The 13,391-nt window shown below is 69.4% G+C and carries 13 protein-coding genes; 7 read left to right on the top strand and 6 right to left on the bottom strand.

Features of this window, described 5'->3' with window-relative positions; genetic code table 11:
• Positions 1-109: 109 nt before the first annotated feature.
• From ACIBK0_RS05640 to ACIBK0_RS05630, 3 genes are all read right to left on the bottom strand, one after another.
• Complete coding sequence (locus ACIBK0_RS05640; protein WP_399075933.1) at positions 110-1,165, bottom strand: phosphotransferase; 1,056 nt, start codon at positions 1,163-1,165, stop codon at positions 110-112.
• Between the two features lie 103 nt (positions 1,166-1,268).
• Positions 1,269-1,721, bottom strand: coding sequence for a pyridoxamine 5'-phosphate oxidase family protein (locus tag ACIBK0_RS05635; RefSeq protein ID WP_399075930.1), 453 nt, complete (start codon positions 1,719-1,721; stop codon positions 1,269-1,271).
• Positions 1,722-1,826: 105 nt separating this feature from the next.
• Entirely contained in the window at positions 1,827-2,492 is a 666-nt protein-coding gene (locus tag ACIBK0_RS05630; RefSeq protein ID WP_399075928.1) for a response regulator, read from the bottom strand.
• A 379-nt stretch (positions 2,493-2,871) separates the two neighbouring features.
• Between ACIBK0_RS05630 and pdhA the strand changes: the two genes are divergently transcribed.
• The 4 genes from pdhA to ACIBK0_RS05610 all read left to right on the top strand — a co-directional run bounded on the left by pdhA (position 2,872) and on the right by ACIBK0_RS05610 (position 7,331).
• Entirely contained in the window at positions 2,872-4,077 is a 1,206-nt protein-coding gene (gene pdhA, locus ACIBK0_RS05625) for a pyruvate dehydrogenase (acetyl-transferring) E1 component subunit alpha (RefSeq protein ID WP_399075926.1), read from the top strand.
• A gap of 2 nt (positions 4,078-4,079) precedes the next feature.
• Positions 4,080-5,060, top strand: coding sequence for an alpha-ketoacid dehydrogenase subunit beta (locus ACIBK0_RS05620; RefSeq protein ID WP_399075924.1), 981 nt, complete (start codon positions 4,080-4,082; stop codon positions 5,058-5,060).
• A 10-nt stretch (positions 5,061-5,070) separates the two neighbouring features.
• A complete protein-coding gene (locus ACIBK0_RS05615; protein ID WP_399075922.1) occupies positions 5,071-6,501 on the top strand; it encodes a dihydrolipoamide acetyltransferase family protein in 1,431 nt (476 codons plus the stop codon).
• Positions 6,502-6,767: 266 nt separating this feature from the next.
• Positions 6,768-7,331 carry a hypothetical protein gene (locus ACIBK0_RS05610; RefSeq protein ID WP_399075920.1) on the top strand — a complete coding sequence of 188 codons (564 nt, stop codon included), beginning with the start codon at positions 6,768-6,770 and terminating at the stop codon, positions 7,329-7,331.
• Between the two features lie 94 nt (positions 7,332-7,425).
• Here the strand turns inward: ACIBK0_RS05610 and ACIBK0_RS05605 are convergent, their stop codons facing one another.
• Positions 7,426-8,322 (bottom strand): D-alanyl-D-alanine carboxypeptidase family protein, encoded by an 897-nt coding sequence (locus ACIBK0_RS05605; RefSeq protein ID WP_399075918.1) that lies wholly within the window; start codon positions 8,320-8,322, stop codon positions 7,426-7,428.
• Positions 8,323-8,544: 222 nt separating this feature from the next.
• Between ACIBK0_RS05605 and ACIBK0_RS05600 the strand changes: the two genes are divergently transcribed.
• Positions 8,545-9,231 (top strand): GntR family transcriptional regulator, encoded by a 687-nt coding sequence (locus ACIBK0_RS05600; protein ID WP_399075916.1) that lies wholly within the window; start codon positions 8,545-8,547, stop codon positions 9,229-9,231.
• A complete protein-coding gene (locus ACIBK0_RS05595; protein ID WP_399075914.1) occupies positions 9,228-10,532 on the top strand; it encodes a nitrate/nitrite transporter in 1,305 nt (434 codons plus the stop codon). The genes ACIBK0_RS05600 and ACIBK0_RS05595 overlap by 4 nt, the downstream gene beginning before the upstream one ends.
• Before the next feature lie 69 nt (positions 10,533-10,601).
• Here ACIBK0_RS05595 and ACIBK0_RS05590 read toward each other — a convergent pair whose 3' ends face one another.
• Together ACIBK0_RS05590 and ACIBK0_RS05585 are read right to left on the bottom strand one after the other, a co-directional pair.
• Positions 10,602-11,363 (bottom strand): SAM-dependent methyltransferase, encoded by a 762-nt coding sequence (locus ACIBK0_RS05590; RefSeq protein ID WP_399075912.1) that lies wholly within the window; start codon positions 11,361-11,363, stop codon positions 10,602-10,604.
• Between the two features lie 154 nt (positions 11,364-11,517).
• Entirely contained in the window at positions 11,518-12,342 is an 825-nt protein-coding gene (locus tag ACIBK0_RS05585) for a maleylpyruvate isomerase family mycothiol-dependent enzyme (protein WP_399075910.1), read from the bottom strand.
• Positions 12,343-12,496: 154 nt separating this feature from the next.
• Here ACIBK0_RS05585 and ACIBK0_RS05580 point away from each other — a divergent pair, with 154 nt between their 5' ends.
• On the top strand, positions 12,497-13,315 hold the full coding sequence (locus ACIBK0_RS05580) for a carbon-nitrogen family hydrolase (protein WP_399075908.1): 819 nt from the start codon (positions 12,497-12,499) through the stop codon (positions 13,313-13,315).
• The last annotated feature ends 76 nt before the right edge of the window (positions 13,316-13,391 follow it).

Genomic DNA, 13,391 nt, shown 5'->3' with positions numbered 1-13,391 from the left:
GCACTGTCCCGTGGACCCGTTGAGCGAAAGCACCCTTCACGCGCGCGTGCGGCCCGAATCGGGCTCCACGCGCGCGTGGCGTTCGACCAGGCTGCCCGGAATGTGAGGATCACCTCACGAACGCCTCGCACACCGACTCGTACTCCCGGGTCCACCACACCGCCAGCGCCGAGGCCGCCGGGAACTGGGGATCGGCGCGGGTGTCCCCGCGCTCGTAGTGCCAGCGCAGTATCCAGAAGTCGTTGAGGCGCTCCCACCACACGCGGTGCACGGCGGCCGTGAGTTCGCCGGGTGTGGCCCCCGCGGCCCGCCGGTACGCGCGCGCGTAGGCCCGCACCTTCGTGAGGTCGAGTGTGCCGACGGGGCGTACGAAGAAGATCACCGCGGCACGGACCGCCTCCTCGGCGCGGGGGTGGACGCCCAGCCGGTCCCAGTCGACGATCGCGGCCGGCTCGCCGTCGCGGTACAGCAGGTTGAACGGGTGGAAGTCGCCGTGCACCCAGCCCACCGAGCCGCCCTGCGGGGGCCGTCGGTCGGCGTGCCGCTCCAGGAGGGCGCGCCGTTCCAGGAGCCGGTGCCGGGCCAGCTCGTCGAAGGCGTCGGGGGGACGGTGCCGGCGCACGGGGGCGAGCAGGCGGTCGATCAGGGCGAAGGTGTCGGCGGGGTCGGCGCCCCGGGCGGGATCGACGCTTTCCGTGGTCCCGGCGCCCTTGGTGGACTCGCCGTCGGCCGGTCTCGCCGCCGCACGCCACTGCGCCGGCATCACCCGCTCCAGACTCGCGTGTACGACGCCCAGGAGCGCCCCCAGGCGCGCGCACTGCTCCGTGGTGAGCTGGTCGCCGTGCCGGTGCCGCCCGTCGATCCACGGGTGCAGCGCGTATGCGTGGCCCCCGACGACGGCGACCGTGCGCCCGTCGGTGCCGGTCAGCGGTGGGGCGACGGGGACGCCCAGGTCCGCGAGGCGCTGGGTCGCCCGGTGCTGGCGGGCGATGGCGGCGGGGTCGGCGGTCTCGGGGTCGAAGTGGTGTTTGAGGAAGTACCGGCCGCGGGTGGTGCACAGCCGGTAGCCGCGGTTGAGCAGCCCCTGGTCGACGGGATCGCAGGTGAGCGCGGACCCGGCGGCGTACTGGCGGAGGAGGGCGCCCAGAGGGGGCGCGTGAGACACAGGGGGTGGTACAGATGAACGCGGCACGCGCCAGATGCTAGGGCACGAGTCGGGGCCCTGACCTCGACGTTGTCACAGACAGTCGTCTTCGATCAGGGGAGAGTCACAGGATGTGCTGGAACTGCCCTTCCAGGCCACCGTCCGTGGAGTGCACGGTGGCGAACTGCGGGTCGATGCCCAGATAGACCGGTTCGAAGGGCTCGCCGTCGACGAGACGCGGAGCGGGACCGAAGAGCTCCCGTTCGGCCTCGGTCGGCGCGATGGGCTCGCAATGGCCCACGACCTGCACGGACCACAGACTCTCGCCCGGTCGCGCGGAGCTCAGGTTGTCGGTGCCGTACGCGACGACGCTGCCCGCGCAGGCGTGGTGATAGCCGCAGTTGCGGGGCATCCGCAGCAGCACGCGGCCGTCGACCACGATGTGGCGGGCGAACGCGAGGAAGGGCAGTGCGCGCATGCTGGTGGCCACCCGGCCGTAATCGGTGCGGCCGATCAGCTCCACGGCGAGCTTTTCGTCGGCGGACCGATCGTCGGCGGACCGTTCGTCGGTGGGCATGCCTCCCAATCTCCGGCAGCTCGGGGCGCCGGAAAAGGGGCACCCGCCCCTCTGTGGGGGGGCCGAAAGTCCCGAATCAATCGGCGGCGTGCACGAAATGCGGGCTCAGCGGTTCTGCTTCTCCGCCTGTACCCGCGCCACATACGCCGCCGCCTGGGACCGCCGTTCCATTCCCAGCTTGGACAGCAGGCTCGACACGTAATTCTTGATCGTTTTCTCGGCGAGGTGCAGCCGTTCCCCGATCGCGCGATTGGTGAGGCCCTCGCCGATCAGGTCGAGGATCTTGCGCTCCTGCTCGGTGAGGTGCGCGAGTTTGTCGTCGCTCTTGGCGCCGCCGCCGTCGCGCAGCCGTTCCAGGACGCGGGCGGTGGCCACCGGGTCGAGCAGGGACTTTCCGGCGGCGACGTCCCGTACGGCCGAGAGCAGTTCACTGCCGCGGATGGCCTTGAGGACATAGCCCGAGGCCCCCGCCATGATCGCGTCGAAGAGGGCCTCGTCGTCGGCGAACGAGGTCAGCATCAGGCACTTGATGTCCTCGTTGCGGGACCGGATCTCGCGGCAGACCTCCACGCCGCTGCCGTCCGGGAGCCGTACGTCCAGGACGGCCACGTCCGGTCGGGTGGCGGGAATCCGCACCAGTGCGTCGGCCGCCGTGCCGGCCTCGCCGACCACCTCGACGTCGTCCTCCACCGAGAGCAGCTCATGAACTCCTCGGCGCACCACCTCATGGTCGTCGAGAAGAAATACGGTGATTTTTCCGTCTTCGCGCACAAAGTCAGTGTCACACACAGCCATCGGCCCTGCCGGAAGTGAACTCTTCCCGAGTCCGGGGTGGCCGGGATAACGTGCCGGTGTTCCGGCCTCCTGCAAGGCTGTGACCAGTGCTGTGACCAGCGACTGTTCCCGACGGACGCGAATTACTTGGAAATCCGACTAAAAAGTACTTGGAAATCCAAGCAAAAACGCAGGTCAGGAGGGGTTTCACAGAATTGTGAAGCACTGGGTAACGTGACTGTTGCAGGGCGCTCGCCGGGGCACCTGTCACGCCTGTTCCCGGCCGAGTGCACCCACCCCGTGCACGGGTACTGGAACAGGCGAGCCGCACTGGCCACCCGGCAACCCCGGGGGCCGGACCGACGGAGGAGCACACGTGACCGTGGAGAGCACTGCCGCGCGCAAGCCGCGACGCAGCGCCGGTACGAAGAGCGCCGCGAGCGCCGGTGCCAAGCGCACCAGCCCGGCCGCCAAGAAATCGCCGGAGACGACGGGCGCCGAGCCCGAGCTCGTTCAGCTGCTGACCCCGGAAGGCAAGCGGGTCAAGGACGCGACGTACGACCCGTACGTCGCCGACATCACCCCCGAAGAGCTGCGCGGCCTGTACCGGGACATGGTGCTGACCCGTCGCTTCGACGCCGAGGCCACCTCCCTGCAGCGCCAGGGCGAGTTGGGCCTGTGGGCCTCGCTGCTCGGCCAGGAGGCCGCCCAGATCGGCTCCGGCCGGGCCACCCGCGAGGACGACTACGTCTTCCCGACCTACCGCGAGCACGGCGTCGCCTGGTGCCGCGGGGTCGACCCGACCAACCTGCTCGGCATGTTCCGCGGCGTGAACAACGGCGGCTGGGACCCGAACAGCAACAACTTCCACCTCTACACGATCGTCATCGGCTCGCAGACGCTGCACGCCACCGGCTACGCCATGGGCGTCGCCAAGGACGGCGCCGACTCGGCCGTGATCGCGTACTTCGGAGACGGCGCCTCCAGCCAGGGCGACGTCGCCGAATCGTTCACCTTCTCCGCGGTCTACAACGCCCCCGTCGTGTTCTTCTGCCAGAACAACCAGTGGGCGATCTCCGAACCGACCGAGAAGCAGACCCGCGTCCCGCTCTACCAGCGCGCGCAGGGCTTCGGCTTCCCGGGCGTCCGCGTCGACGGCAATGACGTCCTCGCCTGCCTGGCCGTCACCAAGTGGGCGCTGGAGCGGGCCCGCCGCGGCGAGGGCCCCACCCTGGTGGAGGCGTACACCTACCGCATGGGCGCGCACACCACCTCCGACGACCCGACCAAGTACCGGGCCGACGAGGAGCGCGAGTCCTGGGAGGCGAAGGACCCGATCCTGCGTCTGCGTACGTACCTCGAAGCCTCGAACCACGCGGACGAGGGATTCTTCGCGGAACTCGAGGCCGAGAGCGAAGCGTTGGGCAAACGAGTACGCGAAGTCGTTCGGGCCATGCCGGACCCGGACCACTTCGCCATCTTCGAGAACGTGTACGCGGACGGGCACGCGCTCGTCGACGAGGAGCGGGCCCAGTTCGCCGCCTACCAGGCGTCGTTCGCGGATGCTGGGGAGGGCAAGTAGCGATGGCTGCAGAGAAGATGGCGCTGGCCAAGGCGATCAACGAGTCGCTGCGCACGGCCCTCGACGCCGACCCCAAAGTCCTCATCATGGGTGAGGACGTCGGCAAGCTCGGCGGTGTCTTCCGGGTCACCGACGGCCTGCAGAAGGACTTCGGCGAGGACCGGGTGATCGACACCCCGCTCGCCGAGTCGGGCATCGTCGGCACGGCGATCGGCCTCGCGCTGCGCGGCTACCGCCCGGTGGTGGAGATCCAGTTCGACGGTTTCGTCTTCCCGGCGTACGACCAGATCGTCACGCAGCTCGCGAAGATGCACGCGAGGGCGCTCGGCAAGATCAAGCTCCCCGTCGTGATCCGCATTCCCTACGGCGGTGGCATCGGCGCCGTCGAGCACCACTCCGAGTCCCCCGAGGCGCTGTTCGCCCACGTGGCGGGGCTGAAGGTGGTCTCTCCGTCGAACGCGTCCGACGCGTACTGGATGATGCAGCAGGCCATCCAGAGCGACGACCCGGTGATCTTCTTCGAGCCCAAGCGCCGCTACTGGGACAAGTCCGAGGTCAACAAGGACGCGATCCCCTCGCCCCTGCACAAGGCGCGCGTGGTGCGCGAGGGTGCCGATCTGACGCTCGCCGCGTACGGCCCGATGGTGAAGGTCTGCCTGGAGGCCGCCGCGGCCGCCCAGGAGGAGGGCAAGTCGGTCGAGGTCCTGGACCTGCGCTCGATGTCCCCCATCGACTTCGACTCCGTCCAGGCCTCGGTCGAGAAGACCCGCCGCCTGGTCGTGGTGCACGAGGCCCCGGTGTTCCTCGGTACGGGCGCGGAGATCGCCGCCCGCATCACGGAGCGGTGCTTCTACCACCTGGAGGCACCCGTCCTGCGGGTCGGCGGCTATCACGCCCCGTATCCGCCGGCGCGCCTGGAGGAGGAGTACCTTCCGGGCCTGGACCGGGTGCTCGACGCCGTCGACCGCTCGCTGGCGTACTGAGGAGAGGGTCGTGACGACGATGACTGAGAACGCGTCGGGGCTCCGCGAGTTCAAGATGCCCGACGTGGGCGAGGGACTCACCGAGGCGGAGATCCTCAAGTGGTACGTCCAGCCCGGAGACCAGGTCACGGACGGCCAGGTCGTCTGCGAGGTCGAGACCGCCAAGGCCGCCGTGGAACTGCCCATCCCCTACGACGGTGTGGTGCGCGAACTCCGCTTCCCCGAGGGGACGACGGTGGACGTGGGCCAGGTGATCATCGCGGTGGACGTGGCCGGTGGGGCCCCCGCCGAGCAGGTCCCGGCCCAGGAGACCGTCACCGAGGAGCCGGCTCCCGCCGAGGAGCCGGCTCCCGCCGAGGAGCCGAAGCCCGAGGGCCGCACGCCGGTCCTCGTCGGGTACGGCGTCGCCGAGTCCTCCACCAAGCGCCGCCCCCGCAAGGGCGTCGAGGTCCCGGCCCAGCAGCCCGAGCCGTTCCTGGCGGCCACGGCGATCCAGGGCGAGCTCAACGGCCACGGACACACCCAGCAGCGTCCCCTCGCCAAGCCCCCGGTCCGCAAGCTCGCCAAGGACCTCGGCGTCGACCTGGCGACGGTCACACCGTCGGGCGCGGACGGCATCATCACGCGCGAGGACGTGCACGCGGCGGTCGCCCCGGCACCCGCCCCGGCCCCGGTCGTGGCGGAGGTCCCGGCTCCGGTTCGGGCCCAGGCGCCCGCCCCGGCCGTCACGTACGACGCGGTGCGTGAGACCCGTATCCCGGTCAAGGGCGTCCGCAAGGCGACCGCTCAGGCCATGATCGGCTCGGCATTCACCGCGCCGCATGTCACCGAGTTCGTGACGGTCGACGTGACGCGCACGATGAAGCTCGTCGAGGAGCTGAAGCAGGACAAGGAGATGCAGGGGCTGCGGGTGAACCCGCTGCTGCTCATCGCCAAGGCCCTGCTGGTCGCGATCAAGCGCAACCCCGAGGTCAACGCATCCTGGGACGAGGCCAACCAGGAGATCGTCCAGAAGCACTATGTGAACCTGGGCATCGCCGCGGCCACGCCCCGTGGCCTGATCGTGCCGAACATCAAGGACGCCCACGCCAAGACCCTGCCCCAACTGGCCGAGTCGCTCAGCGAGTTGGTGGCCACGGCCCGTGAGGGCAAGACCTCGCCCGCCGCGATGCAGGGCGGCACGGTCACCATCACGAACGTCGGCGTCTTCGGCGTAGACACGGGCACGCCGATCCTCAACCCCGGCGAGTCCGCGATCCTCGCGATCGGCGCGATCAAGCTCCAGCCCTGGGTCCACAAGGGCAAGGTCAAGCCCCGTCAGGTCACCACGCTGGCCCTCTCCTTCGACCATCGCCTGGTCGACGGCGAGCTGGGCTCCAAGGTCCTCGGCGACGTGGCGGCGATCCTGGAGCAGCCGAAGCGGCTGATCACCTGGGCGTAAAGCCCGCAGTCCGTCACAGGGCGCCCCTTCTCGTTCGAGAAGGGGCGCCCTGTGCATGGGATCCCGAGTGTTCCGAGCGAATGGAACCAGCCAAGTTTCGAATTACCCGCTTTCCTTGATCTTTGCCTGCCTAAGATCACCACCGTCGGGTGGTTCGACCAGCCATTCGGCAGCTGGCGGGGGGAAAAGCGCTCGAGCCCGCCGACTCGGAAGTGGTTCGGCGGGCCCATTTTTTCGGACGTGGGCCCTACTCGAAAGGAAATCCCTTGACGGTTGGAAAGTCCCTGACGATGGGCAAGTCTCTCGCCACGTTCGCCCTCGTGGGCGGCGCGCTCGCCGGCGGTATCGCGTTCGCCTCTCCGGCGGCCGCGGTCAGCTCGTGCTCGGATGCGTTCGCGCACCAGTTCAACATTGTTTTCCCGGGCCAGAAGCCCGAGACGACGTACTACATAGAGAACTGTGCCGACGTGACCTCGGGGAAGATGACCGCGTCGAGCAACGTCACCTGGAATATCGTCGACGACCAGGTGATCGACAACAGCAAGAGATTCACCTCGTTCAAGATCACCACGCGGGTCGAGTCGCGTACGGACTCGGGCGGCAGCGACACGATCGTGGCCTCGAAGACGTGCGACTGGACGGCCCTGTTCAACAACGACTACTCGGGCCCCGGTGAGCCCGGTCCCGCGAGCACCTGCACCGTGCCGTCGGTGACGTACAACAAGGACCTGTACTGGTCCTCGGACTCGACGGTCGTGTACGACATCGAGGGTGACGGCAAGGGCGCGATCACCAAGGAGCTGTACGGCTCGCCGCTCATGCACGGCTGATCCCGTAGAGACGAAGAGGGCCTGCCGCGCGGCTCGCGGCAGGCCCTCTTCGTCGTGTGCGCGGGCCTCCTGGGTGAAGGTCCGTGTGCCTCGGCTACTTGGCGAAGCCGTAGGTCAGCAGCTTCTTCGCGTCCGCCGTGCGGGCGTCGATGGACGTGGAGGCGAGGACCGTGCCGATGACCGTCTTGCCGTCGCGGGTGGCGGCGAAGACGAGGCAGTACTTGGCCTCGGGACCGGAACCGGTCTTGACGCCGATCGTGCCGGTGTAGCCGGTCAGCAGTGGCTTGTTGGTGTTCTCCCAGGTGTAGTAGCGGTAGCCGCCGCTCTGGGTGGTGACCTTCTGCTTCGTGGTCACCGTCTTCACGATCGACTTGAAGGTGGTGTTCTTCATCGCGCTGCTGGCGATCTTCGTCAGGTCGCGCGGCGTCGAGTAGTTCGAGCCGTGGCCGATGCCGTCGAACGAGTCGAAGTGCGTATTCGTCAGGTGGAGGTTCTGCGCGGCGGTGTTCATCTTGCCGATGAACGACTTCACGCGCGCGGCGCGGGTCGTGCCGCTGCCGAACTTGTCGGCGAGTGCGTAGGCGGCGTCACAGCCGGACGGCAGCATCAGCCCGTACAGGAGCTGACGGACCGTCACCTTGTCGCCGACGATCAGGTGCGCCTGGGAGGCGTTGTTGGCGACGACATAGTCGCTGTACGCCTTCTGGATGGTGACCTTGGCGTCCAGGTTGAGGTTCGACTGGGCCAGCACCACCTTGGCGGTCATGATCTTGGTGGTGGAGCCGGTGGAACGGCGGGTGTCCGCGGCCTTGGTGTAGAGGGTCGTGCCCGTGCCGTTGTTCATCACGTAGCCGCCCGCGGCGGCGATCGTGGGCGTGGTCACGGCGCCCGCGGGCGCTGCGCCGAAGGCGCCGGCGGCCAGCACGGCGCCGGTCGTGAGAGTCACAGCGGCGGCCCTGCGGAAACGCGTGCCCTTAATGCCGGTAATCAAAATGAACGCTCCGAATGCCCGAAATGCCCCTGGGAGAACGACACATGGCAGTGCCGTCTCACGTACGGACCAGTGAGGCGCGGAAAGGGATGTACGGCGAAGGGGTGAGAATTTTGTGACGCGGGTTACATCGGGAGCGTCGCGTGATCCATGGGCATCTCCCGTGGTCCGCATGCTGGAATGCTCGCGGCCATGGGTACGTGTTGTATCTATGATGTGCGCATGCCCTCAGCCCCATCCGTGCCCGCGAACCAGTCGCTGAAGCAGTCCATGAAGCAACCCCCCGCCGCCGACCGTGTCTACGCGCACGTCAAGCAGGGTGTGCTGGAACGCCGTTACGAGGGTGGGACGCTGCTCACCGAGGGCGAGCTCGCCGAGGCCGTGGGGGTCTCGCGCACGCCGGTGCGCGAGGCGCTGCTCCGGCTGGAGGTCGAGGGGCTGATCAAGCTCTACCCGAAGAAGGGCGCGCTCGTCCTGCCCGTCTCCGCACAGGAGATCGCGGATGTGGTCGAGACCCGGCAGCTCGTCGAGGAGCATGCCGCGCGCAAGGCCGTGCCGGCTTCTCCCCAGCTCATCGCACGGCTGGAGGAGTTGCTGGCGCAGCAGAGGGAGCAGGCCGCCGCCGGGGATCTGGCGGGAGCCGCGATCACCGACCGCTGCTTCCACGCGGAGATCGTCCGCAGCGGCGGCAACGAGATCCTCTCCCGGCTCTACGACCAGCTCCGCGACCGGCAGTTGAGGATGGGAGTCGCCGTCATGCACGCGCACCCCGACCGGATCACCAAGACGCTCGCCGAGCACCAGCAGATCCTCGAAGCGCTGCGCTCCGGCGACGCGGAAGTGGTCGTCGGCATCATTCACCGGCACGTCTCCTGGTTCTCCAACCTGGCGCGGGGCGAGGTCCGATGAGCTCCAGCTCCGCCCTGTCGCTGCCCGGAGACCCGCCCGGCGGCCGGCGCGCGATCGCCGTCTGGGGCATCGGTGTCTCCGTCTACTTCGTCGCCGTCATCTTCCGTACGTCGCTGGGGGTGGCCGGCCTCGACGCCGCCGACCGCTTCCAGGTGGGCGCCTCCGCGCTGTCCACCTTCTCGATCCTCCAACTCCTCGTCTACGCGGGCATGCAGATACCCGTCGGCCTGCTGGTCGACCGGCTCGGCACGAAGAAGGTGCTGACCATCGGCGTCCTGCTGTTCACGACCGGGCAGTTGGGCTTCGCGTTCTCCTCCTCGTACGGCATGGCGCTGGCCTCGCGCGCGCTGCTGGGCTGCGGTGACGCGATGACGTTCATCAGCGTGCTGCGGCTCGGCACCCGCTGGTTCCCGGCCCGGCGCGGTCCGATGGTGGCGCAGCTCGCCGGTCTGGTCGGCATGGCGGGCAACCTGGTCTCGACCCTCGTCATCGCGAGGCTGCTGCACGGGGTGGGCTGGACAGCGGCGTTCGCGGGCAGCGCCCTCGCCGGCGTCGTGGTCCTCGTACTCCTGCTGTTGTTCCTGAAGGACCACCCCGACGGACACGAGCCGGAGCCGTTCCCGCACCAGGGGGCCGCATACGTCCGTCGCCAGATCGCCGCGTCCTGGCGGGAGCCCGGCACGCGGCTCGGCCTGTGGGTGCACTTCACGACGCAGTTCCCGGCGATGGTGTTCCTGCTGCTGTGGGGCCTGCCGTTCCTGGTCGAGGCGCAGGGGCTGAGCCGGGCGACGGCCGGTGAGCTGCTGACGCTCGTCGTCCTCTCCAACATGGTGGTCGGCCTGATCTACGGGCAGATCGTCGCCCGGCATCACGCGGCGCGGCTTCCGCTGGCGCTCGGCACGGTGACGGCGACGGCGATCGTCTGGGCGGCGGCGTTGGCCTATCCCGCCGAGCACGACCCGATGTGGTTGTTGATCGTGCTGTGCGTCGTGCTGGGGGCCTGCGGGCCGGCCTCGATGATCGGCTTCGACTTCGCCCGGCCCGCCAACCCACCCGAGCGTCAGGGCACCGCCTCCGGTATCACCAACATGGGCGGTTTCGTCGCCTCCATGACGACCTTGCTGGCCATCGGCGTGCTCCTCGACGCGACCGGCGACAACTACCGCGTCGCCTTCGCCGCCGTGTTCGTCCTCCAGACGGTCGGCCTGAGCCAGATCTTCCGGTTGCGGAAGCAGGCGGCTCGCAGGGAGCGGGAGCGGTTGGTCGCGAGCCGGGTGGAGACGGTGCACGTGCCTGCGTAGCGGTGCGTACGGCCCAGCGATGCGTCAGTAGGCCCAGTGGGCCGCGGTGCGTCAATGCGCAGTGCTACGTCAGGTCGTGGGGACCAGCGTGAGGTAGGCCAGGCCCAGGACGCCGCGGTAGCCCATCCACGCGCGGCGGTGGCGGTCCAGACGTTCCCGGGTCTCGGCCGCGAGGGGGTGGTCGGGGTGGCCGGCGAGCCACACCTCCGCGTCCGCCTGGTAGCCCGACTCGAACTCCTCCCACTCCTCCGGGGAGGCCGTCTCGATCCACTCGGGCCGGAAACCGGCCGCGACGGCGAGATCGACGAGTGCCGGGAGTTCGTACTGCTCGTCCGCCGAGGCGCCCGGCCACATCCCGGACAGCTCGGCGGGTGTGGGCGTGCGCTGCCAGAACCCCTCGCCGAGCAGTACGCGGCCGTCGTCGCTGACGAGGCGGCGCAGCTCGCGAAGAGCTTCGACGGTGTGCCCGGGGGGTTCGGCCTCGCTGAGGGCGTGGCCGGCACCGAGACAAAGGACGACGTCGGCGGGGCCGTGAGCCGTGCCGAGCGCGGACTCCTCGACGAACTCGACCCTGTTCGCCAGCCCTCGCTGCACCGCGTTGCGTCGGCCGCGGTCCAGGTCATCGGCGTTCAGGTCGATGCCGATGCCCTTCGCGCCGGGGGCGGCGGCCAGGAGACGGAGCATCAGCTCGGCCCAGCCACAGCCGATGTCGAGCACGGTGGTGGGGTTTATTCGGGTCAAGCGCTGCACCAGGCGCGTTGCTCGTGCCTCGGAGAGGGGGCCGTGAAAGGTGAGGCGGGTGAGGCGGGGTGGGGCCGCGGGATCGGTCATGGGGGGAAGGGTAGGTTCGCGGGGGCGGCGGCAGTAGTTCTTTTCGCCCCCCCCGCCCCTGCCCGTCCCGTATCTGGAGGGCTGCCGCGCCCCCAGACCCCCCGCTTCGGCCTTGACGGCCTCGCCCTCGAACGCCGGACGGGCCGAGAATGTCCTACTGCGTGATGGCCAGTGACCTGAGGATCGCTGCCGTCAGGTCCGGGTCACCCTCTGCCTTGATGCGGTCCGCGACGGCGTCGGCGTGGACGCGGCCGCAGGTCAGGCGGACGAAGGTTTCCCAGTCGAGGGCGAGGGAGGCGGCCGGGCCGAGAGAGGGGGCGCCGTCTATGGAGCCGCGTCCGTCGGCGTCGACGCGGACCGTGCGGAGGAACTCGACCGGCCCGTGGACGTCGAAGACGACCGCCGAGTTCGCCGGGGCGCCGGCGTCCTTGGCGACCACCTTCGGGAGCGCGGCGAGGAGTTCGTCGCGGACGATCTGCGCGCCCGGGGAGTCGAGGTTGCCCGGCCGGCCGAGGGTGGCGCGGAGGTCCTGCTCGTGCACCCAGACGTCGAACGCGCGGTTGCGCATGGCCTGTTCGAGGGTGATCTCGGTGCCGAGGGGGCCGCGCACCTTGGTGTCGGGCTGCCGGGACTCGTTCCGCAGCTGACGGTTGCGGCGGATGATCGTGTACTCCAGCTCGGAGGTCATCTCCGGCGCGGTGTGGTGGCGGCGTACGTCGACCTGCATCTCCATGTACCGCTGGTGCTCGTTCGTCACGTGGTACAGGTCGCGGGGGAGCGTGTGGATCGGCCGCGGGTCGCCGAGCATTTCGCAGTCCATCCCGATGACGTGCGAGACGAGGTCGCGGACGGACCAGCCGGGGCACGGGGTCCGCCGGTTCCACTCGCCTTCCACAAGGGGCTGCACCAGCTCTGATATCGCTTCGATCGAGTGGGTCCAGGCGTCGGCGTAGGACTGAAGGCTGGGATGCAGACTCACGGAACGGGACCCCTCGGGCGGTTGGGCGCGGGCAGTGCACAGGCAGCGGGTGTCTTGGGACGCTAAGTTACGCTGCTGTGAGGCACCCCGGCAGTGCTTTCGTGTGACGATCGTAGGCCCGTATGGACGGCTCGAATGCCAGGACGGTGGTAGTGTGCGCGCCTCTCTCCTCCAGATCGACGTAAACGAGGCGGAATCGGTCGATGCGCGTCGGCAGCGTGTGGCGGCTCTCGTACGAGAACAAGCCGGTGCCGATCTCGTGGTGCTGCCCGAGCTGTGGACGACCGGGGCGTTCGCGTACGAGGGGTTCGGGGCGGAGGCCGAGCCGCTGGAGGGGCCCACGTACGAGGTGATGGCCAAGGCGGCGAGCGACGCGGGAGTGTGGCTGCACGCGGGCTCGATTCCCGAGCGGACGGCATCGGACAGCGGCTCCGCCGCGGGCGAGGGGCCCCTGTACAACACCTCTCTCGTCTTCTCGCCCTCCGGTGAACTCGCCGCGGCCTACCGGAAGATCCATCGGTTCGGCTTCGACAAGGGCGAGGCCGTGCTGATGGGGGCGGGGGCCGAGCTGGTGACGGTGCGGCTGCCGCAGACGGTGGTCGGGGTTGCCACGTGCTACGACCTGCGGTTCCCGGAGCTCTTCCGCGGACTTGTCGACGCGGGCGCCGAGACATTTGTCATCCCCGCGGGATGGCCCGAGCGGAGGCGCTCGCACTGGACGCTGCTTGCGCAGGCGCGGGCCGTGGAGAATCAGGCGTTCGTGCTGGCCTGCGGGACTGCGGGCACGCATGCGGGAGTTCCGCAGGCGGGGCACTCGATCGTGGTCGACCCGTGGGGGGAGGTTCTCGCCGAGGCGGGGGCCGGGGAGGAGGTCCTCACCGTGGACTTCGACCCCGCGAAGGTCGCGACCACGCGGGAGCAGTTCCCTGCGCTGAAGGACCGGTTGCTGGGGCTTGCCGCTCCTCGCCGCTGATTGCTTCGGCATCCGGCGTCGGCGCCGAGCTCGGGGTGGGTTGCGCAGCCCGGCGCTGTACGGGGTGCCGCTCCAG

It is taken from the genome of Streptomyces sp. NPDC050564, assembly GCF_044457265.1.
In the GTDB taxonomy this organism is placed as follows: Bacteria; Actinomycetota; Actinomycetes; order Streptomycetales; family Streptomycetaceae; genus Streptomyces.
This window is presented reverse-complemented; position numbering and strand designations above follow the sequence as displayed.